A 23639-nucleotide genomic window follows, 5' to 3' on the forward strand; every position below is an offset into this window, starting at 1 on the left:
AGCCGTCAGGGTCGTCTTGCCGTGGTCCACGTGACCGATGGTGCCCACGTTGACGTGGGGCTTGGTACGCTCGAATTTTTCTTTAGCCATTTTTCCGACTCCGAAAAAAATCTAAATCACTACAACAGGATTTGGCGCAACCCCATCTAGCGAGCGCACCAGAGAGAATGGTGCCCATGGGCAGGATCGAACTGCCGACCTCTCCCTTACCAAGGGAGTGCTCTACCACTGAGCCACATGGGCCTTGAAGCCGCCGAAGCAACCTCAAAAAACTTTGCTTGCAAACTGGAGCGGGAGACGGGAATCGAACCCGCGTCATTAGCTTGGAAGGCTAGGGTTCTACCATTGAACTACTCCCGCACAGATTGACTGCACGCTGCCACCTTTTCAGATGACTTCTCTTCTTCACCATTACTGGTGGAGGGGACTGGATTCGAACCAGTGTAGGCGTAAGCCAACAGATTTACAGTCTGCCCCCTTTAGCCACTCGGGCACCCCTCCGAAGAGATTTGAATTCTAGCACCGTTTTTTTCGTCTGAAAAAATTCAGTGCATTTTTTTCTCAGGCCACCGAGGCGATCCAAGAAAAATGTGGCGCGGCTGGCGGGGATCGAACCCACGACCCTTGGCTTCGGAGGCCAATACTCTATCCACTGAGCTACAGCCGCTCAAGGCATCGCTGCCCTGCACAAGCTGATGATTGTCGCATGACTTTGCACTACCGCGTACAAGCCCCGCGGCCCCGCCCGCTCATTGGGCAGGAGCCTCCGAAACCGTGAAGCCCAGCCCGCGCAGGCAGACATCCACCGCCTGGGCGCCCACTTGCTTGAGATCGAAAGCCCGCCCCAGCAGCCAGCTCTGCAACAGCCCGTCAAACATGGCGCACAGTGCGATCGATGCCTGGTGCGCCGACATGGGCATGGTGACCGCATGGCTTTCGGCGGCGGCACACAGCGCCAGCTCCAGCCGGGACGAAAAGGAGTCCAGTGCCGCACGATTGCGCTCCTGCACCGGCATGAGTTCGCCCACGTACTCCACCTTGAGCAACAGGATCTCGAAGACGCGCCGAGTGCTGTCGTCATCCGCAATGCGCCCGAAGACCACCGCCATCAAGCGCCGCACATATTCCAGCGCATCGCATTCGGAGTCATCTTCGCAGTCGCCCTGAGCGGCCTGCTCCAGCGGGAGCGTGACGCGATCCAGCATGGCATAGAAGAGATCCAGCTTGTCCTTGAAATGCCAGTAGACCGCACCGCGCGTGGCGCCGGCTCGCTGGGCAATCTCGTTGAGCGAGGCCCGGGCGACACCCTGCTCGTAGAACACTTGCTCCGCAGCGTCCAGCAGACTGTTGCGCGTTGCAAACGCATCTTCTTTCGTTCGTCGTGCCAAGATGTATTTCCTTCCATCGTTGAGCCCGGCCATGCCACGCTACGCCATGCTTCGCGCCGCCTTGCAGCAACTGCGGTCATTATACATTCATGTATGTATGTATAATCCGCGACTTGCCCGTGGACACGGGCGTTCCGGATAGCGCTGACCGGAACGTCAACATCGTTATTTGATTCAGCACAAGGACCCATCATGCCCAGCACACGCAGCAATGTGTCAGCCGCTCCGTCCCCTTACAACAGTCTGCGCCTCACCACCGTGGCCCTGGCCGTCACCGCCGCAATGGCCATGGCCGCCTGCGGGAAAAAGCCCGAAGAACAAGCTGCCGCACAGCAGCAGATGCCCGCCGTCCCTGTAGGTGTGGTGGTGGCCACCCCCGCCGATGTGGGACTTGTGACCGAGTTGCCCGGCCGCGTGGACGCGCGCCGCGTGGCCCAGATCCGGGCCCGCAGCGCCGGCATCGTGCAGGAGCGCCTGTTCAAGGAAGGCAGCGACGTGAAGGCCGGCCAGGTGCTGTACCGCATCGATCCGGCGCCCTACCAGGCGACGCTGCAAAGTGCCAAGGCCACGCAGGCCCGTGCCGAGGCCAACCAGGCCCAGGCACTGGCGCAACTGGAACGCTACCGCCCGCTGGTTGCCGCCAACGCGATCAGCAAGCAGGACTTCGTCAATGCAGAGGCTGCCTACAAGCAGGCCCAGGCTGACGTCGCGGCCGGCAAGGCCTCCGTGCGGACCGCCGAGATCAATCTTGGCTATACCAGCGTCACCGCCCCCATTTCTGGCCGCATCGGCCAGTCTCTGGTGACCGAAGGCGCGCTGGTCGGCCAGGGCGAGGCGACCCCGCTGGCCGTGGTCCAGCAGATCAATCCGGTCTATGTGAATTTCACCCAGTCGTCCAGCGAAGCCTTCCGGCTGCGCCGCGCGATGGAGCAGGGCAAGCTCAAGAAGGCCGATGGCGCCGAAGCCGCCAGCGTCGAAGTGCGCCTGGACGATGGCACGGCCTACGAACTCAAGGGCAAGCTGCTGTTCACCGACCTGACCGTGGACAGCTCCACCGGCCAGGTCACGCTGCGTGCCGAGGTGCCCAATCCCAAGGGATTGCTGCTGCCCGGCATGTATGTGCGCGTGCGCATGGAGCAGGCCCAGGCGTCCAACGCCATTGCCGTGCCCCAGCAGGCGGTGACGCGCACCGAGACCGGCGACACCGTGAGCGTGGTCAGCGACGACGGCAAGATCACCAAGCGCCAAGTGAAGGTGACCACGGCCCAGAACAACCAGTGGCTGGTCAGCGAAGGCCTGCAGGCGGGCGAGAAGGTGATGGTCGACGGCTTCCAGAAGCTGCAGATGCTGCCACCCGGCACGCCGGTCAAGCCCGTACCGTGGCAGCCCGAGGCCGCAGGCGCCCAGAAGCCGGCCGGCACGGCAGCGCCAGCCCCGCAAGCCGCAGCCGATGCCAAGCCTGCGGACCAGGCAGACAAGAAGTAATCAAGGGGCTCAGCAATGGCCAAGTTCTTTATCGACAGACCGATCTTTGCATGGGTCGTCGCGCTGTTCATCATCGTCCTCGGTGGTATCGCGCTGACCAAGCTTCCGATCGCTCAATACCCCAAGGTGGCTCCTCCGGCCATCGTCATCAACACGGCCTATCCAGGCGCGTCCGCGAAGGTGCTCGAAGACAGCGTGCTGTCCGTGATCGAGCGCGAGATGAACGGCTCGCCCGGTCTGGTCTACATGGAGTCGGTGGCCCAGGCCGACGGCACGGGCAGCATCACCATCAGCTTCGAGGCCGGCACCAACGTGGACCTGGCGCAGGTGGACGTGCAAAACCGCCTCTCGCGCGCCACGCCGCGCCTGCCTGCTTCGGTGACGCAGCAGGGCGTTCGCGTGGACAAGGCGTCGTCCAACTTCCTGCTGTTCATCATGCTGTCGTCCGAGGACGCCAAGGCCTATGACACGGTGGCCCTGGGCGACTATGCCTCGCGCAACATCGTTCCCGAAATCCAGCGTGTGGCAGGCGTGGGCCAGGCACAGCTGTTCGGCACGGAAAAGGCGATGCGCATCTGGTTCGATCCCGCCAAGCTGCAGGGCTACAAGCTCTCGGCCGAGGACGTGACAGCCGCCATCCGCAGCCAGAACGCCCAGGTGGCCAGCGGCGCCATCGGCGACCTGCCCAACATCACGGGCCAGAAGATCGCCGCCACGGTGACGGTGATGGGCCAGCTGTCTTCGATCAGCCAGTTCGAGAACATCGTGCTGCGCGCCAATGCCGATGGCTCCACCGTGCGACTCAAGGACGTGGCCACCATCGAGATCGGCGGCCAGGCCTACGCGACCTCCGCCCGCCTGAACGGCAAGGATGCCGTGGGTATCGGCGTGCAGCTGACGCCCAGCGGCAATGCGCTGGCCACGGCCAAGGCCGTGCATGCACGCATGGAGGAACTGAAGAAGTTCTTCCCCAAGGGCGTGAATTACTCCATTCCCTACGACAGCTCCAAATTCGTGAGCATCTCCATCGAGAAGGTGGCCCACACGCTGCTGGAAGCCATCGTGCTGGTGTTCCTGGTGATGTACCTGTTCCTGCAGAACTGGCGCTACACGCTGATCCCGACCATCGTGGTGCCCATTGCACTGCTGGGCACCTTCGCGGTCATGCAGGCCGTGGGCTTCTCGATCAACGTGCTGGCCATGTTCGGCATGGTGCTGGTCATCGGCATCGTGGTGGACGACGCCATCGTGGTCGTGGAGAACGTCGAGCGCATCATGAGCGAGGAAGGCCTGCCGCCGCGCGAGGCCGCGATCAAGGCCATGGGCCAGATCTCGGGCGCCATCGTGGGCATTACGCTGGTGCTGATCGCGGTGTTCATACCGCTGGCTTTCTTCGCGGGGTCCACCGGCAATATCTACCGGCAGTTCTCCATCGTGATGGTCGCCTCCATCAGCTTCTCGGCCTTCATGGCGCTGACGCTGACACCGGCTCTGTGCGCAACGCTGCTCAAGCCCGTGGAGGCCGGCCACAACCACGAGAAGAAAGGCTTCTTCGGCTGGTTCAACCGCACGTTCGCACGCTCGGCCAAGTCCTATGAAGGCTGGGTGGCTCGCCTGCTCAAGCGCTCGGTGCTGATGATCGGCGTGTACCTGGCCGTGATCGCCGGTGCCGTGGTGGTGTTCCGTGGCCTGCCGACCTCGTTCCTGCCGACCGAGGACCAGGGCTACTTCATCGTCAACGTGCAACTGCCTCCTGGCGCCGCCAAGGAGCGCACGCTGGAAGTCATGAAGCAGGTCGAGGAGGCCGTGCTGCCGCAGCCCGAAGTGGCCAACATGGTCAGCGTGCTGGGCTTCAGCTTCTCCGGCCAGGGCCAGAACGCCGCCCTCGCCTTCGTGCCGCTCAAGGACTGGTCCGAACGCAAGGGAGCGGACTCCACGGTGGATGCCATGACGGGCCGCATCATGGGCATGACGGCGGGCATACGCGACGCCTTCGTGTTCGCCGTGAACCCGCCGCCCATTCCCGAACTGGGCAATGCCGTGGGCTTCTCGTTCCGCCTGCAGGATCGTGCCGGCCACGGCCACGATGCGCTGATCAATGCGCGCAACATGCTGCTGGGCATGGCCGGGCAGAGCAAGGTGCTGGCCGGCGTGCGTCCCGACGGCCTGGAAGACGCGCCGCAGCTGCGCATCGAGATCGACCGCGACAAGGCCAACGCACTGGGCGTGGACTTCACCTCGATCAATGCGGCGCTGTCCACGGCACTGGGCTCGTCCTACGTCAATGACTTCCCCAACCAGGGTCGTCTGCAGCGCGTGATCGTGCAGGCCGACGCTCCGGCCCGCATGCAGCCCGACGATCTGCTGCGCCTGAACGCGCGCAATGCCAAGGGCGATCCGGTGCCGCTGTCCACGTTCGCGACCACCAAGTGGGTCAAGGGCGCGCAGCAGACGGTGCGCTACAACGGCTACCCGGCCGTGCGCATCGAAGGCTCGGCTGCTCCGGGCTTCAGCTCGGGCGATGCCATGGACGAGATGGAAAAGCTGGCTGCCAAGCTGCCCGAAGGCTTCGGCTTCGAGTGGACCGGCCAGTCGCGTGAGGAAAAGCTGGCGGGCTCGCAAGCCATCTTCCTGTACGCCTTCGCCATCCTGGCCGTGTTCCTGTGCCTGGCCGCTCTGTACGAGAGCTGGTCGATTCCGCTGTCGGTGATTCTGGTCGTGCCGCTGGGTCTGCTGGGCGTGGTGCTTGCCACCTTGCTGCGCAACTATTCCAACGACGTGTACTTCCAGATCGGACTGGTGACGGTGATCGGCCTGTCGGCAAAGAACGCCATCCTGATCGTGGAGTTCGCCAAGGACCTGCAGGCCGAAGGCAAGGGCCTGATCGAGGCCGCGCTGGAAGCCGCACACCTGCGGTTCCGGCCCATCATCATGACCTCGCTGGCCTTCGGCCTGGGCGTGGTGCCTCTGGTGATCGCCTCCGGCGCCAGCTCCGCCAGCCAGCGTGCCATCGGCACCGGCGTGCTCGGCGGCATGATCACCGGCACCTTGCTGGCCGTGCTGTTCGTGCCCACCTTCTTCGTCGTGGTGCGCAAGCTGTTCAAGGGCAAGATCAAAACGCACAACCCGCCGTCCACACCGGCCGGCAAGGAGGCCTTGAGCCATGATTAATCGCAGTACCCCGGTGGCCATCGCCACCGCCGTGCTCCTGGCGGGATGCTCGCTCATCCCCACCTACGAGCGCCCTGCCGCTCCGGTCGCGGCCCAATACACCCGCGCGAACGCCACTGCTGCGGCAGAAGGCGGAACGGCTGCCGCACAGCTGCCCTGGCAGGATTTCTTCCAGGACGCACGCCTGCAGCAACTGGTGCGCACCGCGCTGGACAACAACCGCGACCTGCGCGTGGCCGCGCTCAATATCGAGCGCGCCCAGGCGCAGTACCGGATCACGCGCGCCGACCAGTTCCCGACGGTCGGTGCAGGCGTCAACGCCAGCCGCGCCCCGAATACCACGGGCTCCGGCACCAAGTACGTCAACAGCTACCAGGTCGGCCTGGCCGTGACCTCCTGGGAGCTGGACTTCTTCGGGCGCATCGGCAGCCTGAAGGAAGCGGCCCTGGCCCAGTACCTGGCCACCGAGGAAGCGCGCCGCGCCGCGCAGACCAGCCTGGTGGCCGCCGTGGCCAGCGGCTGGTACACGCTGCTGGCCGACGAGCAGTTGCTGAAGATCTCGCGCGACACGCTGCAGACCCGCGAAGAGTCGATCAAGCTGACCAAGCTGCGCTTCGACACGGGCGTGGCCTCCGAGCTGGACTACCGCCAGGCCGTCTCGCTGACCGAAGCTGCGCGCGCCACCCTGGCGCAGCAGCAGCGCCAGCGTGCCCTGGACGAGAACGCCCTGGTGCTGCTGCTGGGCCAGGCGCTGCCTGCGGACGTAGTCGCCAGCCTGGGCTCCAGCCAGGGCCTGCGCGACACGGCCGACCTGCCTGCCGTGCCGGCCGGCCTGCCGTCTGACCTGCTCACGCAGCGCCCCGACATCCGCCAGGCCGAGCAGCAACTGATCAGCGCCAATGCCAACATCGGCGCGGCGCGTGCGGCCTTCTTCCCGCGCATCACGCTGACCGGGCAGTTCGGCACGGCCAGCAACGAGCTGTCGGGCCTGTTCAAGAGCGGCAGCTGGGGTTTCACCCTGGCACCCTCGGCCCTGCTGCCCATCTTCGATGCGGGCCGCAACTCGGCCAATCTGGCTGCGGCCAAGGTCGATCGCGAAGTGGCCATTGCGCAGTACGAGAAGTCCATCCAGAGCGCCTTCCGCGAAGTCTCCGACGCACTGGACAGCCAAGGCACGCTGCGTGACCAGATCATGGCCCAGCGCGCCCAGCTCGAAGCCGAGCAGGCACGCCTGAAGCTGTCCGACCTGCGCTACAGCAACGGCGTGGCCAGCTATCTGGACCTGCTGGACGCACAGCGCACCCTGTTCGCGCTGGAGCAATCCACCGTGAGCGTGCGCCTGGCGCAACTGCTCAATCAGATCGAGCTGTACAAGGCTCTGGGCGGCGGCTGGACCGACAGGACGGCGACAGCGGCTGCAACCACGCAAACTCCCGCGCAGCAATAACCGCATCTGCCGCGCCAACCGCAAAGAGGCGTTCACCGCAAGGTGAACGCCTCTTTGTCATTCAGTGCGGCAAGCATTTGCCAATTGCTTGATCCATCTCATGGCATATGTGCGTCCCAGGTCAACCCGGGTCTGCGCGCAGTGTCTGCAAGAGGGCCGTCGATATAATTTGTTGTTGACTCACGCCCCCACAACACAAGAGGACTTCATGAGCGCAACCCACACCGAAGAAGCCCATACGGGCCCGATCAAGAATCCCAGGCAACTGCTGATAGCGGTGTTTTTCTCGTTCGTGGTTCCGGTGTTCGTGATCATCGGCCTCGTGCAGTACGTGAGTTCGGCCGACAAGTCCGGTGCCGGCGCTTCCCAGACCGAAATGGCCAAGGCTCAGCGCCTGCAGAAGATCGGCCTTGTGGAGATCCGTGATGCCAACCGCCCCCTGCGCGCGGGCGAAGAGGTCTACAAGGGCCAGTGCGCCGCTTGCCACGCCACGGGCGCTGCAGGAGCACCCAAGTTCGAGGATGCTGCGGCCTGGGGCCCTCGCCTTGCACAGGGACTGGAAGGCCTGGTGCACTCGGCACTCAAGGGCAAGGGCGCCATGGCCCCTCAGGGTGGCGGCGACTTCAACGACACCGAAATTGCACGCGGCGTGGTCTACATGGCCAACGCAGCGGGCGGCAAGTTCGAAGAACCCAAGGCCCCTGCCGCAGAAGGCGCCGCGGCAGAAGGCGCAGCAGCCCCCGCCAATTGAGCAACACGCGGGACTTCTGGAACCAACCGGCTTCGGCCGGTTTTTTCATGCCCGCGCAGGACTGCGCACGAAACCGTAGCGCTGCGGCAACGCCTCGGCCCGCACCTCTTCACAGGCCGGCAACGCGCCCGCCTCCAGCGCAGCCGCGGCATCGATCATGTCCTGCGTATGGACCAGGCCCAGGCCGGAACGCGTCGCCAGGTACAGGCGCCCCGTCTCGTCCATCAGCGCTTCGGTGATGGCCCCGGCATCCAGTTCGGCTCCTGTATGGCTGTGCATCTGCAGGCCCTCGCCATCCCAGCGCAACCGCCATATCCAGGGAGCATTCTCCAGCTCCACATACACGCGCTGGGGACCGTTCTGGAAGAACCATCGACCATCGGGCTCGGCCAGGTAGTTGCGGGCGATGAAGTCCGCCAGCTTTTCGTTGCGCACCTCCGCGCCCTTGGCTCCCGGGATTGCGCTGTCGAAAGCGCCGCTGGCCTGGGCCTGTTCATCGCGCAGATACCAGCGCCCGCGCTCGTCCAGCCCCAGCCAGCCGCTGCAGGCAGGCACATGGGGCCATTTGGCCATGGCCTGCTTCACGATATCGTCCATTGCATTCATCCTTTTTCGCTGTGCGCCAGCCACTGCGTGACGGCCTGCGGCATGGCCAGTACATGTCCCGGCCAACGCCCCTGTGCAAAACCCACATGACCGCCGTGCGGCGGATGCCACAGCGTAACCCGCGGGCCGACTTCGCCTGGCGCCGGCAGGCTGTACGAAGGGACAAAGGGATCGTCCAGCGCATTGAGCAGCAGTGCAGGCACGGCAATGCTGCCCAGCAGCGGTTTGGCCGCCGCCCGATGCCAATAGTCCTGCGCATCACGAAAGCCGTGGACCGGCGCCGTGAACGCATCGTCAAACTCTCTCAGATCACGCGCACGCAGCACGGCATCACGATCGAAGAGGCCGGGAAACTGCGCCCACTTGAGCAGCGCCTTGGGCACCAGGGTGCGCAGGAACATGCGCGTGTAGATCCAGCGGTTCAGCCCTTTCCCCAGCGCCGTTCCCCCGGCGACCAGGTCCAGCGGCGCACTCACCGCCGCCAGGGCCTGCACCACCTCGGCAGCCTTGTCCGCCTGCACGCCCGCCCAGCGTGCCAGCGCATTGCCGCCCAGGGAGACACCGACCGCATGCAGCGGGCGAGAAGACCGCTCGCGCAGGCGGCGCAGTATCCAGTCCACCTCCTGCACATCGCCCGAGTGATAGGCGCGCGGCGCCCGGTTGACCTCGCCGCTGCAGCCGCGAAAGTGCGGCACGGCCATGTGCCAGCCGCGCTGTTCGGCCACACAGGCCATGGCCTGGGCATAGTGGCTGTTCGCCGAGCCTTCAAGGCCATGGAAAAGCACCAGCCATGGCGCATCGGCAGGTGGGGTGGGAGCACTGCCGAAGGCGACATCGATGAAGTCGCCATCCGGGGTATCCCAGCGCTCCCACCGCCACCGGGGTGCCGCATGGCCGGCCGGCCGACGGTGCGCGAACAGCGCCGGCCAGATGGTCTGTGCGTGGCCACCGGGCAGCCAGCGCGCCGCGTTGAATTGATGCATAGAGCCCGTTTGCAGTCCTTGTCCCAGTCGCTGCGAATGGCCTTTGCCCTACAGGGCGGCGGGCCGGGTGCGCAGCACAATCGCCAGCGATGCGCAGCATCGTGCACGATACTGTCCTCCATTGTCGCTTTCAGGTTGTCATCTCATGAAACGTCTAATCGCCACACTTGCCACCGTTCTGGTACTGACCGGCTGCGGCTACAACGATTTCCAGCGCCTTGACGAACAGACCAAGTCGGCCTGGAGCGAGGTGCTCAACCAGTACCAGCGCCGTGCCGACCTGGTGCCCAACATCGTGGCCTCGGTCAAGGGCGAGGCCAATTTCGAGCAGGAGACCCTGACCAAGGTGGTGGAGGCACGCGCCAAGGCCACCTCCATCCAGGCCACGCCCGAGCTGGTCAACAACCCCGAGGCTTTCAACAAGTTCCAGCAGGCGCAGGGTGAGCTGTCCAGTGCGCTGTCCCGGCTGATGGTGGTGGCCGAGCGCTACCCCCAGTTGCAGGCCAATCAGGGCTTCCGTGACCTGCGCGTCACGCTGGAGGGCACGGAGAACCGCATCACCGTGGCGCGCAACCAGTACATCCAGGCCGTGCAGTCCTACAACGTGCTGGCGCGCAGCTTTCCGACCAATCTGACGGCCAAGGTCTTCAGCTATGAGCCCAAGCCCACCTTCAGCGTGCAGAACGAGGCCGAAATCTCTCGCCCGCCCACGGTGGACTTCGGCAACAAGTAAACCGTGACCACATCCCTGGCGCCGCTCTGGCGCATGCTTTGCGCCCTGCTCCTGGCAGCGTTGTTGCTGCCAGGCAGCGCGCTGGCGCAGGCTCCGCAACCCGTCCCCCCGCTGACGGCCCGGCTCATCGACCAGACGGGCACGCTGTCGCCCGACGAGGCACGGGCCATTGAAGACAGGCTGCGCAGCATTGAACAGAAGTCGGGCTCGCAGGTCGTTGTGCTGATGGTGGCCACCACGGCGCCCGAGGACATCGCCGCCTATGCCTGGCGCGTGGCCAGCGACTGGAAGATAGGCCGCCGCGACGTGGGCGACGGGCTGTTGATGGTGATTGCCAAGAACGACAGGCGCATGCGGCTGGAAGTGGCCCGCGCGCTGGAAGGCGCCATCCCCGACCTGGCGGCCGCTCGCATCATCGACCAGCAGATGACCCCGCGCTTTCGCCAGGGCGACTATGCAGGCGGCATTGCCGCTGCGCTGGACCAGGTGGCGGCACGCATTGCGGGCGAGCAGCTGCCGGCCCCCTCCCCCAATGCCCCTTCCTCCAAAAGCCCGGACCGTGGCTTCGACATGGAAGACCTGATGCTGTTCTTCTTTTTCGGTGTGGTCATCGCGGGCCCCATCCTGCGCTCGATGCTGGGCCGGCCCCTGGCCTCGGTGCTGGCAGGCACAGGCGCCGGCATTGCCGCCTATGTGGTGACCACCAGTCTGCTGGTGGCTGGCGGAGCGGGCATCGTCGCTCTGCTGTTCACCTTGCTGGGCAGCGGCCGCTCCGGCAGGGGTGGCGGTGGATGGGGCGGAGGGGGTGGCTACGGCGGTGGTTTTGGCGGAGGCGGCGGACGAAGCAGTGGCGGCGGAGGCTTCAGCTCCGGGGGAGGCGGCAGTTTTGGGGGCGGCGGCGCCTCGGGGAGTTGGTGAGATGGCGGCTGCAATCACAGGCTTTGTTCAGCGTCTGGTCCGGCTGCTGCGCCACCATTGGGCCGAAGGGCAGCTGCGGCGTGCACTCCCACCCGAGACCCTGGCGGAGCTGGAGCGCCTGATCACCATGAGCGAGCAGCGCCATACAGGACAGATCCGTATCTGCGTCGAGCCCGGCCTGCCGCCCAGCTACATCTGGCGCGATGCCACGCCGCGCGAGCGCGCCATCACGCTGTTCGGCAAGCTGCGCGTCTGGGATACCGAGCACAACAACGGCGCCCTGATCTATCTGCTGCTGGCCGACCACGCCATCGAGATCGTCGCCGACCGCGCCCTGGCGCGCACCCTGCCTGCGCAGCAGTGGCAGACGCTGATCAGTGACATGCAGGCCGCTTTCCAGGGCGGCCACTATGCCATGGGCATGACGGCGGCGCTCGAGCGCGTGAGCCTGCTGCTGGAAACCAACTTCCCGCGCGACCCGTTGCAGCCTGTGCACGAAGGTGGCGACAATCTTCCCGATACCGTCGTGATACAGCGGCACTGAGGCAAAACGACCCTCAGACCGAGCGCCCCCCTTCATCGAGCTATCGCGGGCACGGAGGCTGTGATAGCGTCACGCCATTTCATCAAGGAGCATCCACACCATGAAGAACACCCTGGCCCGCCTGGGCCTGCTGGCCGCCGTGCTGGCCCTGAGCGCCTGCGCAAGCCCCGTCCTCGATGACTCGCAAGAGTACGACTATGTGCTCAGCTGCAAGCTGCGCGAGGACGACCCCAAGCGATGCGAGCAGCAGATCCGCGCGCTGTGCCCCGTGCCAGCCAAGGCCGTGACGCACAAGTCGCGCACGGTCGACCCCAAGGACAACGCCGTGACCTACGTCTACCAGGCCCGCTGCGGCGACTGAGACGCCTGCGCACCATGAAAAAAGCCGCCCGAGGGCGGCTTTCTTGCGGCTGGTCCCGGGAGGGCTCAGCGCTTTTGGCGGAACTTGCGCAGGGCCGCGATCTGGGCGGCCATGACGGCCAGCTCGGACTGGGCACGCGCCAGATCGACTTCGCTCTTGGCGTTCTTCAGCGCTTCCTCGGCTTCGAGCTTGGCCTTCTCGGCCTTCTCGGCGTCCAGGTCGGCACCGCGGATAGCGGTGTCGGACAGCACGGTCACGCAGTTGGGCTGCACTTCCAGGATGCCGCCGGCCACGAAGACGAACTCTTCGCTGCCGTCAGCCATCTCGATACGCACCGAGCCGGGCTTGATGCGCGTGATCAGCGGAGTGTGGCGGGGAAAAATGCCCAGTTCGCCGGATTCACCGGGCAGGGCGACAAAGCGCGCTTCACCGGAGAAGATGGACTCTTCGGCACTGACCACATCAACGTGGATGGTGTTCATCTTTGCTCCTCAGAAAAGGTAGGACTGGAACTTGGAACCGGCAGGGCCCAGATCGGGGACACCGAGCAAGGGCCGCCCCTCGGCGAGGGTGTCGTCCCCCTCCCCCGCAAAGCGGGTAGAGAGGGGGAGGCGACGCAGTCGCTCAGGGGGTGCCGCAGGCTCAAGCCGCCAGCTTCTTGGCCTTCTCGAAGGCTTCGTCGATGGTGCCAACCATGTAGAAGGCCTGCTCGGGCAGGTGATCGCACTCGCCAGCGCAGATCATCTTGAAACCACGGATGGTTTCAGCCAGCGACACGTACTTGCCGGGAGCGCCAGTGAACACTTCGGCCACGTGGAAAGGCTGCGACAGGAAACGCTGGATCTTGCGGGCGCGGGCCACGGTCAGCTTGTCTTCGGGAGCCAGCTCGTCCATGCCCAGAATGGCGATGATGTCGCGCAGTTCCTTGTAGCGCTGCAGCGTGCCCTGCACTTCGCGGGCCACCTTGTAGTGCTCTTCACCCACGACCTGGGGGTCCAGCTGGCGGCTGGTGGAGTCCAGCGGGTCGACAGCGGGGTAGATACCCAGCGAAGCGATGTCACGCGACAGCACCACGGTGGAGTCCAAGTGGGCGAACGTCGTGGCAGGCGAGGGGTCGGTCAAGTCATCGGCAGGCACGTAAACGGCCTGGATGGAAGTGATCGAACCGACCTTGGTCGAGGTGATGCGCTCTTGCAGGCGGCCCATTTCCTCGGCCAGCGTGGGCTGGTAGCCCACGGCGGAAGGCATGCGGCCCAGCAGAGCGGACACTTCGGTACCGGCCAGCGTGTAGCGGTAGATGTTGTCCACGAAGAACAGCACGTCCTTGCCTTCGTCACGGAAGGCTTCGGCCATGGTCAGGCCGGTCAGCGCCACGCGCAGACGGTTGCCCGGGGGTTCGTTCATCTGGCCGTAGACCATGGCGACCTTGGAGTCGTTCAGCGACTCCTGGTTGACCACGCCGGCGTCCGACATTTCGTGATAGAAGTCATTGCCTTCACGGGTACGTTCACCCACACCGGCAAACACCGACAGACCACCGTGGCCCTTGGCGATGTTGTTGATGAGTTCCATCATGTTCACGGTCTTGCCCACGCCGGCGCCACCGAACAGACCCACCTTGCCGCCCTTGGCGAAGGGAGAGATCAGGTCGATCACCTTGATGCCGGTTTCCAGCAGTTCCTGCGAAGGCGACAGCTCGTCATAAGCCGGTGCCTTGCGGTGGATGGGGGCCGTCAGGGCCTGATCCACGGGACCGCGTTCGTCGATGGGGTTGCCCAGCACGTCCATGATGCGACCCAGCGTCGCCTTGCCCACGGGCACGGTGATGGGGTTGCCGGTGTTGGACACCATCAGGCCACGACGCAGACCGTCGGACGAGCCCAGGGCGATGGTACGCACAACGCCGTCACCCAGCAGTTGCTGCACTTCCAGCGTCAGGGCCGAGCCGTCGAGCTTCAGGGCATCGAACACCTTGGGCATTGCGTTGCGGGGGAACTCGACGTCCACCACAGCGCCAATACATTGAACAATCTTGCCTTGCACTTGAGCCATTTTTTGCTCCAATTAGTTTGTCTGTTAAAGCCGTTTACACCGCAGCGGCGCCAGCCACGATTTCCGACAGTTCGGTCGTGATGGCTGCCTGACGCGTCTTGTTGTAGACGAGCTTCAACTCGCTGATGACGTTGCCGGCGTTGTCGGTCGCGGCCTTCATGGCCACCATGCGCGCCGATTGCTCGGACGCCATGTTTTCTGCAACCGCTTGGTAGACCAGGGACTCTGCGTAACGCACGAGCAGCTCGTCGATCACGGACTGCGCATCGGGTTCGTAGATGTAGTCCCAGCTATGGCCAGACGTCTTCTCGGCCTGCATGCTCTCGGACGACAGGGGCAGCAACTGCTCCACCACCGATTCCTGCTTCATGGTGTTGATGAACTTGGTGTAGCTCAGGTACACCGCGCTCAGCTTGCCCGCTGCGTACGCATCAAGCAGCACCTTCACAGGGCCGATCAGCTTTTCCAGATGGGGCGTATCGCCCAGACCCGTCGCGTGCGAAACCACCTTGGCGCCGACACGGTTCAGAAAGCCCAGACCCTTGTTGCCAATGGCCACCGCTTCTGCCGACACGCCTTGATCCTGCAGCTCCCGCAGCTTGGCCGTGACAGCACGCAACACGTTGGTGTTCATGCCGCCGCACAACCCCTTGTCCGTCGTCACAACGATGACGCCGGCAGTCTTGGCATCACCGTTCACTTGCATGAACGGGTGCACGTACTCGGGGTTGGCTTGGCCAAGATGGACTGCAATGTTGCGGATCTTTTCGCTGTACGGGCGTGCAGCCAGCATCCGTTCCTGCGCCTTGCGCATCTTGGATGCGGCCACCATTTCCATGGCTTTGGTGATCTTCTTGGTGTTTTCCACCGATTTGATCTTGCCGCGAATTTCCTTACCTGCTGCCATGATGGCTCCTCGTCCGGTTTAAGCGAACGACTTCTTGAACGCAACGATGGCGGCGTTCAATTCGGCTTCGGAATCCTTGTCCATGGCCTTGGAAGCGTTCAGCTTGTCGATCAGGGCGCCGTGGCTGGTCTTCAGGAACTGGTGCAGACCAGACTCGAAAGCCAGCACTTGCTTGACCTGGATGTCGTCCATGTAGCCCTTGTTCACTGCGAACAGCGAAGCGCCCATCAGGGCGGTGGACAGGGGGCTGTACTGGGCCTGCTTGAGCAGTTCGGTCACGCGGGCACCGCGGTCGAGCTGCTTGCGGGTGGCTTCGTCCAGGTCGGAGGCGAACTGCGCGAAGGCAGCCAGCTCACGGTATTGCGCCAAGTCGGTACGGATACCGCCGGACTGGCCCTTGACCAGCTTGGTCTGTGCAGCACCACCGACGCGCGACACCGAGATACCGGCGTTGATGGCGGGGCGGATACCGGCGTTGAACAGGCTGGTTTCCAGGAAGATCTGGCCGTCCGTGATCGAGATCACGTTGGTGGGCACGAAGGCCGACACGTCACCCGCCTGGGTTTCGATGATGGGCAGAGCCGTCAGCGAACCCGTCTTGCCCTTGACTTCACCCTTGGTGAAGGCTTCGACATAGTCGGCATTCACGCGGGCTGCGCGCTCGAGCAGGCGGCTGTGGAGATAGAACACGTCGCCGGGGAAGGCTTCGCGGCCCGGGGGACGGCGCAGCAGCAGCGAAACCTGGCGGTAGGCCACGGCCTGCTTGGACAGGTCGTCATAGACGATCAGCGCGTCTTCGCCGCGGTCGCGGAAGTACTCGCCCATCGTGCAGCCCGAGTAGGCCGACACGTACTGCATGGCAGCGGATTCGGAAGCGGTGGCAGCCACGACGATGGTGTATTCCATCGCGCCGGCCTGCTCCAGGGCACGCACCACGTTCTTGATCGAGGAAGCCTTCTGGCCGATCGCAACGTAGATGCAGGTAACGCCCTGACCCTTCTGGTTGATGATGGCGTCGATGGCCACGGCGGTCTTACCGGTCTGGCGGTCGCCGATGATCAGTTCGCGCTGGCCACGGCCGACGGGCACCATCGAGTCGATGGACTTGATGCCGGTCTGCAGGGGCTGGTCCACGGACTGGCGTGCGATCACGCCGGGAGCGACCTTCTCGATCACGTCCGTCATCTTGGCGTTGATCGGGCCCTTGCCGTCGATGGGCTGACCCAGGGCGTTGACCACGCGGCCGATGAGTTCGGGGCCGACGGGCACTTCCAGAATGCGGCCCGTGCACTTGACGGTGTCGCCTTCGGAGATGTGCTCGTACTCGCCCAGAATCACGGCGCCGACGGAGTCGCGCTCGAGGTTCAGCGCCAGGCCGAAGGAGGGCTGGCCGTCCTTGCCTGCGGGGAATTCCAGCATTTCGCCTTGCATCACGTCCGACAGGCCGTGCACGCGCACGATACCGTCGGTCACCGAAACCACGGTGCCTTCGTTACGGATGTCGCTGCTGCCAGCCAGACCCTCGATGCGGCTCTTGATCAGTTCAGAAATTTCTGCGGGATTGAGTTGCATGACTCTTTCCTTCTTTAGCTTTGGTTAGCCGAGACCTCAGTCGCGTTGTTACGCAATGAGGGCCGCTTTCATTTGTTCCAGGCGGGCCTTGACGGAGGTGTCAAGAACTTCATCACCCACCACGACGCGGATGCCACCGATCAGGGACTGATCTTGCTGCACCGACAGGTTCAGCTTTCGGCCGAAACGCTTCTCCAGCGAAGTCCCGAGTGCGGCCAGTGCGGCAGCATCTATGGGGAATGCGCTTTGAACCACGGCGTCGGACGAGCCACCGGCGCGGTTCACGAGGCTGCGAAACTGGGCCGCCACTTCTGGCAGGGCTTGCAGTCGGCCGTTTTCAATGATGACGCGCAGAAAGTTGCGTGCGGCATCGGGCAATGCCGAGCCGGCCACGCCGCTGATGACGTCGAACAGTTGTTCGTCGGTCACCTTGGGGTCGTCGGCCAGCTGGCGCAATTGCGGATTGGCGGCAATCGCCGCCAATTCCTCCGCCCAGGCAACAGTGCCGGACAGGTCAGCACCCTGCTGGGTGCTGGCCTTGAACAGGGCATCTGCGTAAGGACGGGCAATGGTGGCGAGTTCTGCCATGTTTGCTCTTCCTTACAGCTCGGTCTTCAGGCGGTTCAGCAGGTCGGCATGGACGCCGGCATCCACTTCCTTGCGCAGGATCTGCTCGGCGCCCTTGACGGCCAGCGCAGCCACTTGCTCGCGCAGGGCTTCACGGGCCTGGATTGTCTGCTGCTCGGCCTCGGCGCGGGCAGCAGCAACAATCTTGTTGCCTTCTTCGGAGGCACGGGCCTTGGCTTCTTCGATGATGGCCTGGGCACGGCGTTCGGCGTCCGCAAGCCGCGATGCCGTTTCGTTGCGCGTCTGGGCCAGTTCCTGCTCGACGCGCTTGTTGGCAGCGGCCAGGTCGGTCTTGGCCTTGTCGGCAGCAGCGAGGCCATCGGCGATTTTCAGAGCTCGTTCATCCAGCGCCTTCGCGATCGGGGGCCACACGAACTTCATCGTGAACAGCACCAGGATCAGGAAAACGATGGCCTGGACGAACAGGGTCGCGTTGATACTCACGGCAACACCTTTCTATCTAGGGCGTTGATCGGAGCTTAGGCCAGGACGAAGGGGTTGGCGAAAGCGAACAGCAGAGCGATGGCCACACCGATCAGGAAGGCAGCGTCGATCAGACCGGCCAAGATGAACATCTTGGTTTGCAGTTCGTTGATCAGCTCAGGCTGACGTGCCGACGATTCCAGGAACTTGCCACCCATCAGGGCGATACCGATCGAAGCGCCGATAGCGCCCAGACCAACGATCAGACCACAAGCCAGAGCGACGAGACCGAGAATGTTTTCCATGATGACTCCTGAGATTAAAGAAAGAGAAAGGTTGAGAGGGAAAGGAAATGGTCAGTGGGCTTCATGCGCCTGGCCGAGATAGATCAGCGTCAGCATCATGAAAATGAAGGCCTGCAGGGTGATGATCAGAATGTGGAAGATCGCCCAGATAGAGCCTGCAATGATGTGCCCCAAGGGGAGCAACACACCGGAAAGCGACATGGCAGCCGCACCGCCCATCAGAGCGATCAGACAGAACACCAACTCACCAGCGTACATGTTGCCGAACAGTCGCATGCCATGCGAAACCGTCTTGGCGACATATTCAATGATTTGCATGGCCAGGTTCACGACACCCAGGATCAGTGCAAACACGGGATTCTTGCTGGTGCCGAACGGGGCAGTCACCAGTTCGTGGGCCCAGCCGCCCATGCCCTTGATCTTGATGCTGTAGAAGAAGCACAGGATCAGCACGGCCGAGGACAGGCCCAGCGTGGTCGAGAGGTCAGCCGTGGGAACGACGCGCAGGTAGGCGTGCGAGTCACCCTGGAAGCCCTGCCACAGCACCGGCAGCAGGTCCACCGGCAGCATGTCCATGGCGTTCATCATGAAGATCCACACGAACACGGTCAGTGCCAGGGGAGCGATGAATTTGCGGCTTTGCGCGTTGTGGATGTTGGCCTTGGCCTGGTTGTCCACCATCTCGACCAGCAGCTCTACAGCCGCCTGGAAGCGCCCCGGAACGCCCGATGTGGCCTTGCGCGCGGCAAGCCACAGCACGAACAGGCTCAGCACGCCCAGCGTGGCGCTGACGACGATCGAGTCCAGGTTGATGACCGAAAAGTCGATGATCGACTTTTGCTTGATGTTCTGGAGGTGCTGCAGGTGGTGAACGATGTATTCACTTGCAGTAGGTGCGTGCGCGTCTGCGGCCATCGGTCAACTTCTCTTCAAATATCAATCGGTTTTTCGGACACTGGATCGCACTATCAGCGCGACCCAATACGTTTTCATGACGACTACCAAGCCCGCCAGCAGCGCCAGCCAACTCAGCCCCGGGACCAGCTTGGGTGCAGCCGCCAGCATGGCAATGCACAGCACCAGCTTCACCAGTTCCCAGCCAAAAATTCCCACCATGGCGGCTGCAGCGCCGCCCGGCCTCTTTCGTACGACGGCACGCGCAAACAGCGCTGCCGGCAACACCACCGACAAGGCACCGTAGGCAGCCGACCATCCGACTTCGGCGCGCCCCGTCACCAGCCATGCGACCAGTGCCACCAGCACGCCCACCACCGCCTGGACCACCACGAAACGCCACACAGACATCTGCGGGTTTCGCGTGCGCCACTCCTGAGCCTCCTCGGAGGTCAGGGGCTTGAAGTCGGAATCCTCGCCCTCAAGTTCCCTGTCAGCGTCTGTGTCGGCGGCGTAGTTTTTCATTGAATTCTCTAAGGCCGCAGACCAGACAAGACTTTTTCACAAAGCCTCTGATTATAAGTAAAAACCCCTGCCGAACGATAGGGGTTGTTACGGGCATGCCCAAAACGGAGGCGGCGACCGGGCTGTGTGGCAGCCGGCCAACAGCGCCAGCCTCGCGCCGCAGGCCACTTGTTTGTTGTGTGTGGAGTTCTGGTGGCGGACGACGCGGCAGCCCCGGGCTGCGACATGGCCGCGAACGATAGCGCACAATCGCCTCCAACGCCAAGCGATTAACCTTGATTCACCTATGACCGACGCCTCCACCCCTACCCCCACCCCAGCCACCGAGCCGGGCGCGGACCCGCGCAAGGATTCGCTGATCGAGTACCCGTCGCAGTTCCCCATCAAGGTCATGGGCGTCAAGGCCGAGCATCTGGTGCACGAGATCACCCAGATCGCCCAACGCTTCGACCCTGCCTTTGACGCCAGCACCATTGAATTGCGCCCCAGCAGCAGCGGCAAATACCTGGGCGTCACCGTCACGGTGACGGCGACCAGCCGCGAACAACTCGACGATCTGTACCGCGCCTTCACCTCGCATCCGCTGGTGAAAGTGGTGCTGTGAGCACCCTTGACGCGCAGCAGTCGCAGTCATTGGACCTGCGCCTGCTGGGCCGCACGGACTACGAGGCCACGGTGCAGGCCATGCAGGCCTTCACCAGCCAACGCGATGCCGGCACGCGCGACGAGCTGTGGATATGCGAGCACTCCGCACATTTCACACAAGGCCTCGCCGGCAAAAGTGACCACTTGCTGAGCCCTGGCGACATTCCCGTGGTGGCCACCAACCGCGGCGGACAGGTCACCTACCACGGCCCGGGCCAGGTGGTCGCCTATCCCTTGCTGGATCTGCAGCGCCTGGGCTACTTCGTCAAGGAATACGTGTTCCGCATCGAGGATGCGGTCATCCGCACGCTGGAGCATTTCGGCATCACCGGCCACCGCGTGGAAGGCGCCCCCGGCATCTACGTGCGCCTCGACGACCCTCGCAGCCATGCCATGCTGCCCCAGCGCCCGCAACTGCGCGCACCCGGCTCGCCCGCGCCCCAACCCGATTTTTCGGGGCTGGGCAAGATTGCAGCCCTGGGCATCAAGGTCAGCCGGCATTGCACCTATCACGGCGTTGCATTGAACGCCGCCATGGACCTGGAACCCTACGGCCGGATCAACCCTTGCGGCTACGCAGGGCTGCAAACGGTGGACCTTTCTACAATCGGCGTTCAGACAACCTGGGACGAAGCCGCGCGCGTGCTGGGACGACAGTTGCAGCGCCGCCTAGCCCCCTGAATCCAGAACCATGACCACCAACACCGTCGTGCGCGAAGCGCAGTCACAAGCCGAGTACAACCCGCTGGCCAAGCAGAAGGCGGCAGCGAAGCTTTCGCGCATCCCGATCAAGGTCGAGCATGGCGAAGCACTCAAGAAGCCCGAGTGGATCCGCGTCAAGGCAGGCAGCCCCACCACGCGCTTCTACGAGATCAAGGACATCCTGCGCGCCAACAAGCTGCACACGGTCTGCGAGGAAGCCTCCTGCCCCAACATCGGCGAGTGCTTTGGCAAGGGCACGGCCACCTTCATGATCATGGGAGACAAGTGCACGCGCCGATGCCCGTTCTGCGATGTGGGCCACGGCCGCCCCGACCCGCTGGACACCAACGAACCGCTCAACCTCGCCAAGACGATTGCCGAGCTGCGCCTGAAATACGTGGTCATCACCAGCGTGGATCGCGACGACCTGCGCGATGGCGGCTCGGGCCACTTCGTCGAGTGCATCAAGAACATCCGCGAGCTCTCGCCGCTGACCCAGATCGAGATCCTGGTGCCCGACTTCCGTGGCCGCGACGACCGTGCGCTGGAAATCCTCAAGGCCGCGCCTCCCGATGTGATGAACCACAACCTGGAGACCGCACCGCGCCTGTACAAGGAAGCGCGTCCCGGCTCGGACTACCAGTTCTCGCTGAACCTGCTCAAGAAGTTCAAGGCCTTGCACCCCAAGGTTCCGACCAAGAGCGGCATCATGGTGGGCCTGGGCGAGACCGATGAGGAAATCCTGCAGGTCATGCGCGACATGCGTGCGCATGACATCGACATGCTGACCATCGGCCAATACCTGGCACCCAGCAACAGCCACCTGCCGGTGCGTCGCTACGTGCACCCCGACACCTTCAAGATGTTCGAGGAAGAGGCGTACAAGATGGGCTTCACGCATGCAGCTGTGGGCGCCATGGTGCGCTCGAGCTACCACGCGGACCAGCAGGCACACGCCGCCGGCGTCTGAGCCGGCGATGGCCGCCTGCTTGCAGGGCGGACTTCTTCACGCACTTCGGGGATGGCCTTTGCAGGCCATCCCCTTTTTCATGTCTGGAGGCATGGCATTCAGGCGCCGGTTTTGACCTGAATACACATTCAGCAACAAACAATCGATGCCATGTGTCACCGGCATCTCGGTTGATGAATTTCCCGATCTCTTTATGATGCCGATTTTCCGAATGCTTTCTGCATTCAAAAAAATCCGAACGACCCAGGAATGCGGCTCAACGACATGAAATCCCGGATTTCGGGCGTTCGGGCGCCGATCCATTGACAAAGGGATAAATGCATATGGCCAATGACGAGCAAAAGGACCGTGCAGCATTCGATGCCGCCATACAGGCACTGAAAGCAGAGGTTGCCAATGCCGGGGTGCATCTCTCGCTGGACTCATCTGCACGCCTGGCCTATGCCCGACAGATTCAGGCCATGGCCAACGAGCTTCAGTTGCAGGCCACGAGCGGTCGCATCACCTGGGGACAGGCTGCGCAACAGGCCCAGGAGGCGCGCAATGTCATCATGGAGATCATCCGAGGCCGCAGCACCCCCGTGGGCAGAGCCATGGCGCAACGCATCAAGAGCGAGGGCAAGACGCTCAATGAGCTGATTGCCCGCAAGGCCCAGCAATTGCACGGCCCCAACGTGCGGTTCGATCGCCTCACGGCGGCCCAGCAAAACGCCGTGTATGGCGAAATCGTCAAATCCGCCGGCAAGTCCAATGCCGCCATCACCCAGAGAATGCGCACGCTCTCCCGGGCAGGACGCGGCCTCCTGGTCTTCTCCATTGCGGTATCGGTCTACACCATCGCCAACGCAGACAACAAGGTGGAGGCCGCCGGCAAGGAATTGGCCGTCACAGGTGCCGGGATCGGTGGAGGCATGGCAGGTGGTGCCCTGGCCGGGCTGGCCTGCGGGCCCGGGGCACCTGCCTGCGTGGTGGTCGGCGCATTTGTCGGCGGGGCACTGGCTGCCATAGGCGTCGAATTCCTCTGGTGAAACTTCAGGACAACAGATGCGCATCCTCTCCGACCGGCAGTTGTCACTGCAGCCCGCCGCATCCCATCCTGCAGGGCAGGTACCGCAAAGCCGCCTGGTGCTCAACGGGAATGCAACGCCCATTCTGGTGGACGGCACCATTCTCGAGGCAGCCTTTCAATGGAACGACCTCTACCTTCTGTTCACCACCGATGACACGCCCATGGAGGAGATGCTGCGGATCACGCTGCTCGACGAGAATTTGCAGGCACTCGACAAGGCCGTGATAGGCAGCATGTATTCCACGGGCAGCTTCTCGTTGCTGCCATCGGACGAACGATCGCTGGTGCGATTTCGATTCATGGGAAATACGGACTGGAGTGTCGAAATCCTGCAGGAACCTGGATTCCGGCTGCCATTTCTTGGCGATCCGCGCGCCGTCACGCGCCCACTGGGGTTTTCGCGGCGCTTTGTCGTGCGAGGCCATCCTGAGCCGGAAAGCAACTGATGCCGACGCAGTTGAAGGCAATAAAAAAGCAGGGCCAACGTGCATGCCCTGCTTGAATTGAATGCAATCGTGCTTTCCCGTTCCACGTAGAAAAAAAGCCTGGCTAACCGGCAGA

At 63.6% G+C, this 23639-nt stretch carries 25 protein-coding genes, 4 tRNA genes and 1 pseudogene; 13 read left to right on the forward strand and 17 right to left on the reverse strand.

Features of this window, described 5'->3' with window-relative positions; genetic code table 11:
• The 6 genes from L995_RS01565 to L995_RS01590 all read right to left on the reverse strand — a co-directional run.
• Positions 1-90, reverse strand: a 90-nt coding sequence (locus L995_RS01565) for a GTP-binding protein (RefSeq protein WP_038059333.1), incomplete at its 3' end; no start/stop codon positions are given.
• Between the two features lie 78 nt (positions 91-168).
• Positions 169-243: transfer RNA gene (locus L995_RS01570), tRNA-Thr, on the reverse strand.
• A gap of 43 nt (positions 244-286) precedes the next feature.
• Positions 287-360: transfer RNA gene (locus tag L995_RS01575), tRNA-Gly, on the reverse strand.
• Positions 361-415: 55 nt separating this feature from the next.
• Positions 416-501, reverse strand: a tRNA-Tyr gene (locus L995_RS01580).
• A gap of 90 nt (positions 502-591) precedes the next feature.
• A tRNA-Arg gene (locus L995_RS01585) sits at positions 592-667 on the reverse strand.
• Positions 668-749: 82 nt separating this feature from the next.
• The gene (locus L995_RS01590; protein ID WP_026061988.1) at positions 750-1388 is read right to left on the reverse strand and encodes a TetR family transcriptional regulator; all 639 of its coding nucleotides are present in this window, start codon (positions 1386-1388) and stop codon (positions 750-752) included.
• Positions 1389-1580: 192 nt separating this feature from the next.
• Here L995_RS01590 and L995_RS01595 point away from each other — a divergent pair, with 192 nt between their 5' ends.
• From L995_RS01595 to L995_RS01610, 4 genes and pseudogenes are all read left to right on the forward strand, one after another.
• Entirely contained in the window at positions 1581-2873 is a 1293-nt protein-coding gene (locus L995_RS01595) for an efflux RND transporter periplasmic adaptor subunit (protein WP_016448485.1), read from the forward strand.
• A gap of 15 nt (positions 2874-2888) precedes the next feature.
• Entirely contained in the window at positions 2889-6044 is a 3156-nt protein-coding gene (locus L995_RS01600) for an efflux RND transporter permease subunit (RefSeq protein ID WP_047468495.1), read from the forward strand.
• The gene (locus tag L995_RS01605) at positions 6037-7491 is read left to right on the forward strand and encodes an efflux transporter outer membrane subunit (RefSeq protein WP_046987756.1); all 1455 of its coding nucleotides are present in this window, start codon (positions 6037-6039) and stop codon (positions 7489-7491) included. The genes L995_RS01600 and L995_RS01605 overlap by 8 nt, the downstream gene beginning before the upstream one ends.
• Before the next feature lie 208 nt (positions 7492-7699).
• Positions 7700-8230: pseudogene (locus tag L995_RS01610) on the forward strand (c-type cytochrome); the annotation flags it as partial.
• Positions 8231-8287: 57 nt separating this feature from the next.
• On the opposite strand, the gene L995_RS01615 reads toward L995_RS01610, so the two are convergent.
• Entirely contained in the window at positions 8288-8839 is a 552-nt protein-coding gene (locus L995_RS01615; protein ID WP_047468498.1) for a DUF2946 family protein, read from the reverse strand.
• Between the two features lie 5 nt (positions 8840-8844).
• Positions 8845-9831: a YheT family hydrolase gene (locus L995_RS01620; protein WP_047468501.1), complete on the reverse strand. Its 987-nt coding sequence runs from the start codon at positions 9829-9831 to the stop codon at positions 8845-8847.
• Positions 9832-9976: 145 nt separating this feature from the next.
• Here L995_RS01620 and L995_RS01625 point away from each other — a divergent pair, with 145 nt between their 5' ends.
• The 4 genes from L995_RS01625 (at position 9977) to L995_RS01640 (ending at position 12387) form a co-directional block, all read left to right on the forward strand.
• Positions 9977-10564: a LemA family protein gene (locus L995_RS01625; protein WP_016448491.1), complete on the forward strand. Its 588-nt coding sequence runs from the start codon at positions 9977-9979 to the stop codon at positions 10562-10564.
• A gap of 33 nt (positions 10565-10597) precedes the next feature.
• Positions 10598-11482: a TPM domain-containing protein gene (locus tag L995_RS01630; RefSeq protein WP_016453560.1), complete on the forward strand. Its 885-nt coding sequence runs from the start codon at positions 10598-10600 to the stop codon at positions 11480-11482.
• A 1-nt stretch (position 11483) separates the two neighbouring features.
• Positions 11484-12026 (forward strand): TPM domain-containing protein, encoded by a 543-nt coding sequence (locus L995_RS01635; protein WP_016448493.1) that lies wholly within the window; start codon positions 11484-11486, stop codon positions 12024-12026.
• A gap of 100 nt (positions 12027-12126) precedes the next feature.
• Positions 12127-12387 carry a hypothetical protein gene (locus tag L995_RS01640; protein ID WP_016448494.1) on the forward strand — a complete coding sequence of 87 codons (261 nt, stop codon included), beginning with the start codon at positions 12127-12129 and terminating at the stop codon, positions 12385-12387.
• 65 nt (positions 12388-12452) lie between these two features.
• Here L995_RS01640 and L995_RS01645 read toward each other — a convergent pair whose 3' ends face one another.
• From L995_RS01645 to L995_RS01685, 9 genes are all read right to left on the reverse strand, one after another.
• Entirely contained in the window at positions 12453-12869 is a 417-nt protein-coding gene (locus tag L995_RS01645; protein WP_012202358.1) for a F0F1 ATP synthase subunit epsilon, read from the reverse strand.
• Between the two features lie 160 nt (positions 12870-13029).
• Positions 13030-14439: a F0F1 ATP synthase subunit beta gene (atpD, locus tag L995_RS01650; RefSeq protein ID WP_012202357.1), complete on the reverse strand. Its 1410-nt coding sequence runs from the start codon at positions 14437-14439 to the stop codon at positions 13030-13032.
• 34 nt (positions 14440-14473) lie between these two features.
• On the reverse strand, positions 14474-15346 hold the full coding sequence (gene atpG, locus L995_RS01655) for a F0F1 ATP synthase subunit gamma (protein ID WP_012202356.1): 873 nt from the start codon (positions 15344-15346) through the stop codon (positions 14474-14476).
• A gap of 18 nt (positions 15347-15364) precedes the next feature.
• On the reverse strand, positions 15365-16918 hold the full coding sequence (atpA, locus tag L995_RS01660; protein ID WP_016448495.1) for a F0F1 ATP synthase subunit alpha: 1554 nt from the start codon (positions 16916-16918) through the stop codon (positions 15365-15367).
• A gap of 48 nt (positions 16919-16966) precedes the next feature.
• Positions 16967-17506 (reverse strand): F0F1 ATP synthase subunit delta, encoded by a 540-nt coding sequence (locus tag L995_RS01665; protein WP_012202354.1) that lies wholly within the window; start codon positions 17504-17506, stop codon positions 16967-16969.
• A 12-nt stretch (positions 17507-17518) separates the two neighbouring features.
• Positions 17519-17989 carry a F0F1 ATP synthase subunit B gene (locus L995_RS01670; RefSeq protein WP_016448496.1) on the reverse strand — a complete coding sequence of 157 codons (471 nt, stop codon included), beginning with the start codon at positions 17987-17989 and terminating at the stop codon, positions 17519-17521.
• A 35-nt stretch (positions 17990-18024) separates the two neighbouring features.
• Positions 18025-18273 (reverse strand): F0F1 ATP synthase subunit C, encoded by a 249-nt coding sequence (atpE, locus tag L995_RS01675; protein ID WP_011803767.1) that lies wholly within the window; start codon positions 18271-18273, stop codon positions 18025-18027.
• A gap of 51 nt (positions 18274-18324) precedes the next feature.
• Positions 18325-19188: a F0F1 ATP synthase subunit A gene (gene atpB / locus L995_RS01680; protein WP_016448497.1), complete on the reverse strand. Its 864-nt coding sequence runs from the start codon at positions 19186-19188 to the stop codon at positions 18325-18327.
• Positions 19189-19209: 21 nt separating this feature from the next.
• Positions 19210-19692 (reverse strand): ATP synthase subunit I, encoded by a 483-nt coding sequence (locus L995_RS01685; RefSeq protein ID WP_016448498.1) that lies wholly within the window; start codon positions 19690-19692, stop codon positions 19210-19212.
• Between the two features lie 286 nt (positions 19693-19978).
• On the opposite strand from L995_RS01685, the gene L995_RS01690 reads away from it, so the two are divergent.
• The 5 genes from L995_RS01690 to L995_RS01710 all read left to right on the forward strand — a co-directional run bounded on the left by L995_RS01690 (position 19979) and on the right by L995_RS01710 (position 23524).
• Entirely contained in the window at positions 19979-20296 is a 318-nt protein-coding gene (locus L995_RS01690; protein ID WP_016448499.1) for a YbeD family protein, read from the forward strand.
• The gene (gene lipB, locus L995_RS01695; RefSeq protein WP_016453561.1) at positions 20293-21018 is read left to right on the forward strand and encodes a lipoyl(octanoyl) transferase LipB; all 726 of its coding nucleotides are present in this window, start codon (positions 20293-20295) and stop codon (positions 21016-21018) included. Before L995_RS01690 ends, lipB begins: the two co-directional genes overlap by 4 nt.
• A 10-nt stretch (positions 21019-21028) precedes the next feature.
• Positions 21029-22009 (forward strand): lipoyl synthase, encoded by a 981-nt coding sequence (lipA, locus tag L995_RS01700; protein WP_013800257.1) that lies wholly within the window; start codon positions 21029-21031, stop codon positions 22007-22009.
• Between the two features lie 317 nt (positions 22010-22326).
• Positions 22327-23037 carry a hypothetical protein gene (locus tag L995_RS01705; RefSeq protein ID WP_034368188.1) on the forward strand — a complete coding sequence of 237 codons (711 nt, stop codon included), beginning with the start codon at positions 22327-22329 and terminating at the stop codon, positions 23035-23037.
• 16 nt (positions 23038-23053) lie between these two features.
• Entirely contained in the window at positions 23054-23524 is a 471-nt protein-coding gene (locus tag L995_RS01710; RefSeq protein ID WP_047326975.1) for a hypothetical protein, read from the forward strand.
• Positions 23525-23639: the final 115 nt, after the last annotated feature.

The organism is Delftia sp. ZNC0008 (genome assembly GCF_000799035.1).
Classification (GTDB): Bacteria; Pseudomonadota; Gammaproteobacteria; order Burkholderiales; family Burkholderiaceae_C; genus Comamonas; species Comamonas tsuruhatensis.

Bases quoted from the DNA above. Each gene is read 5' to 3' on its own strand.
- L995_RS01595 (WP_016448485.1), top strand. From the start codon at position 1,581: ATGCCCAGCACACGCAGCAATGTGTCAGCCGCTCCGTCCCCTTACAAC.
- L995_RS01600 (WP_047468495.1), top strand. From the start codon at position 2,889: ATGGCCAAGTTCTTTATCGACAGACCGATCTTTGCATGGGTCGTCGCG.
- L995_RS01605 (WP_046987756.1), top strand. From the start codon at position 6,037: ATGATTAATCGCAGTACCCCGGTGGCCATCGCCACCGCCGTGCTCCTG.
- L995_RS01615 (WP_047468498.1), bottom strand. From the start codon at position 8,839: ATGGACGATATCGTGAAGCAGGCCATGGCCAAATGGCCCCATGTGCCT.
- L995_RS01620 (WP_047468501.1), bottom strand. From the start codon at position 9,831: ATGCATCAATTCAACGCGGCGCGCTGGCTGCCCGGTGGCCACGCACAG.
- L995_RS01625 (WP_016448491.1), top strand. From the start codon at position 9,977: ATGAAACGTCTAATCGCCACACTTGCCACCGTTCTGGTACTGACCGGC.
- L995_RS01630 (WP_016453560.1), top strand. From the start codon at position 10,598: ATGCTTTGCGCCCTGCTCCTGGCAGCGTTGTTGCTGCCAGGCAGCGCG.
- L995_RS01635 (WP_016448493.1), top strand. From the start codon at position 11,484: ATGGCGGCTGCAATCACAGGCTTTGTTCAGCGTCTGGTCCGGCTGCTG.
- L995_RS01640 (WP_016448494.1), top strand. From the start codon at position 12,127: ATGAAGAACACCCTGGCCCGCCTGGGCCTGCTGGCCGCCGTGCTGGCC.
- L995_RS01645 (WP_012202358.1), bottom strand. From the start codon at position 12,869: ATGAACACCATCCACGTTGATGTGGTCAGTGCCGAAGAGTCCATCTTC.
- atpD (WP_012202357.1), bottom strand. From the start codon at position 14,439: ATGGCTCAAGTGCAAGGCAAGATTGTTCAATGTATTGGCGCTGTGGTG.
- atpG (WP_012202356.1), bottom strand. From the start codon at position 15,346: ATGGCAGCAGGTAAGGAAATTCGCGGCAAGATCAAATCGGTGGAAAAC.
- atpA (WP_016448495.1), bottom strand. From the start codon at position 16,918: ATGCAACTCAATCCCGCAGAAATTTCTGAACTGATCAAGAGCCGCATC.
- L995_RS01665 (WP_012202354.1), bottom strand. From the start codon at position 17,506: ATGGCAGAACTCGCCACCATTGCCCGTCCTTACGCAGATGCCCTGTTC.
- atpE (WP_011803767.1), bottom strand. From the start codon at position 18,273: ATGGAAAACATTCTCGGTCTCGTCGCTCTGGCTTGTGGTCTGATCGTT.
- atpB (WP_016448497.1), bottom strand. From the start codon at position 19,188: ATGGCCGCAGACGCGCACGCACCTACTGCAAGTGAATACATCGTTCAC.
- L995_RS01685 (WP_016448498.1), bottom strand. From the start codon at position 19,692: ATGAAAAACTACGCCGCCGACACAGACGCTGACAGGGAACTTGAGGGC.
- L995_RS01690 (WP_016448499.1), top strand. From the start codon at position 19,979: ATGACCGACGCCTCCACCCCTACCCCCACCCCAGCCACCGAGCCGGGC.
- lipA (WP_013800257.1), top strand. From the start codon at position 21,029: ATGACCACCAACACCGTCGTGCGCGAAGCGCAGTCACAAGCCGAGTAC.
- L995_RS01705 (WP_034368188.1), top strand. From the start codon at position 22,327: ATGCATATGGCCAATGACGAGCAAAAGGACCGTGCAGCATTCGATGCC.
- L995_RS01710 (WP_047326975.1), top strand. From the start codon at position 23,054: ATGCGCATCCTCTCCGACCGGCAGTTGTCACTGCAGCCCGCCGCATCC.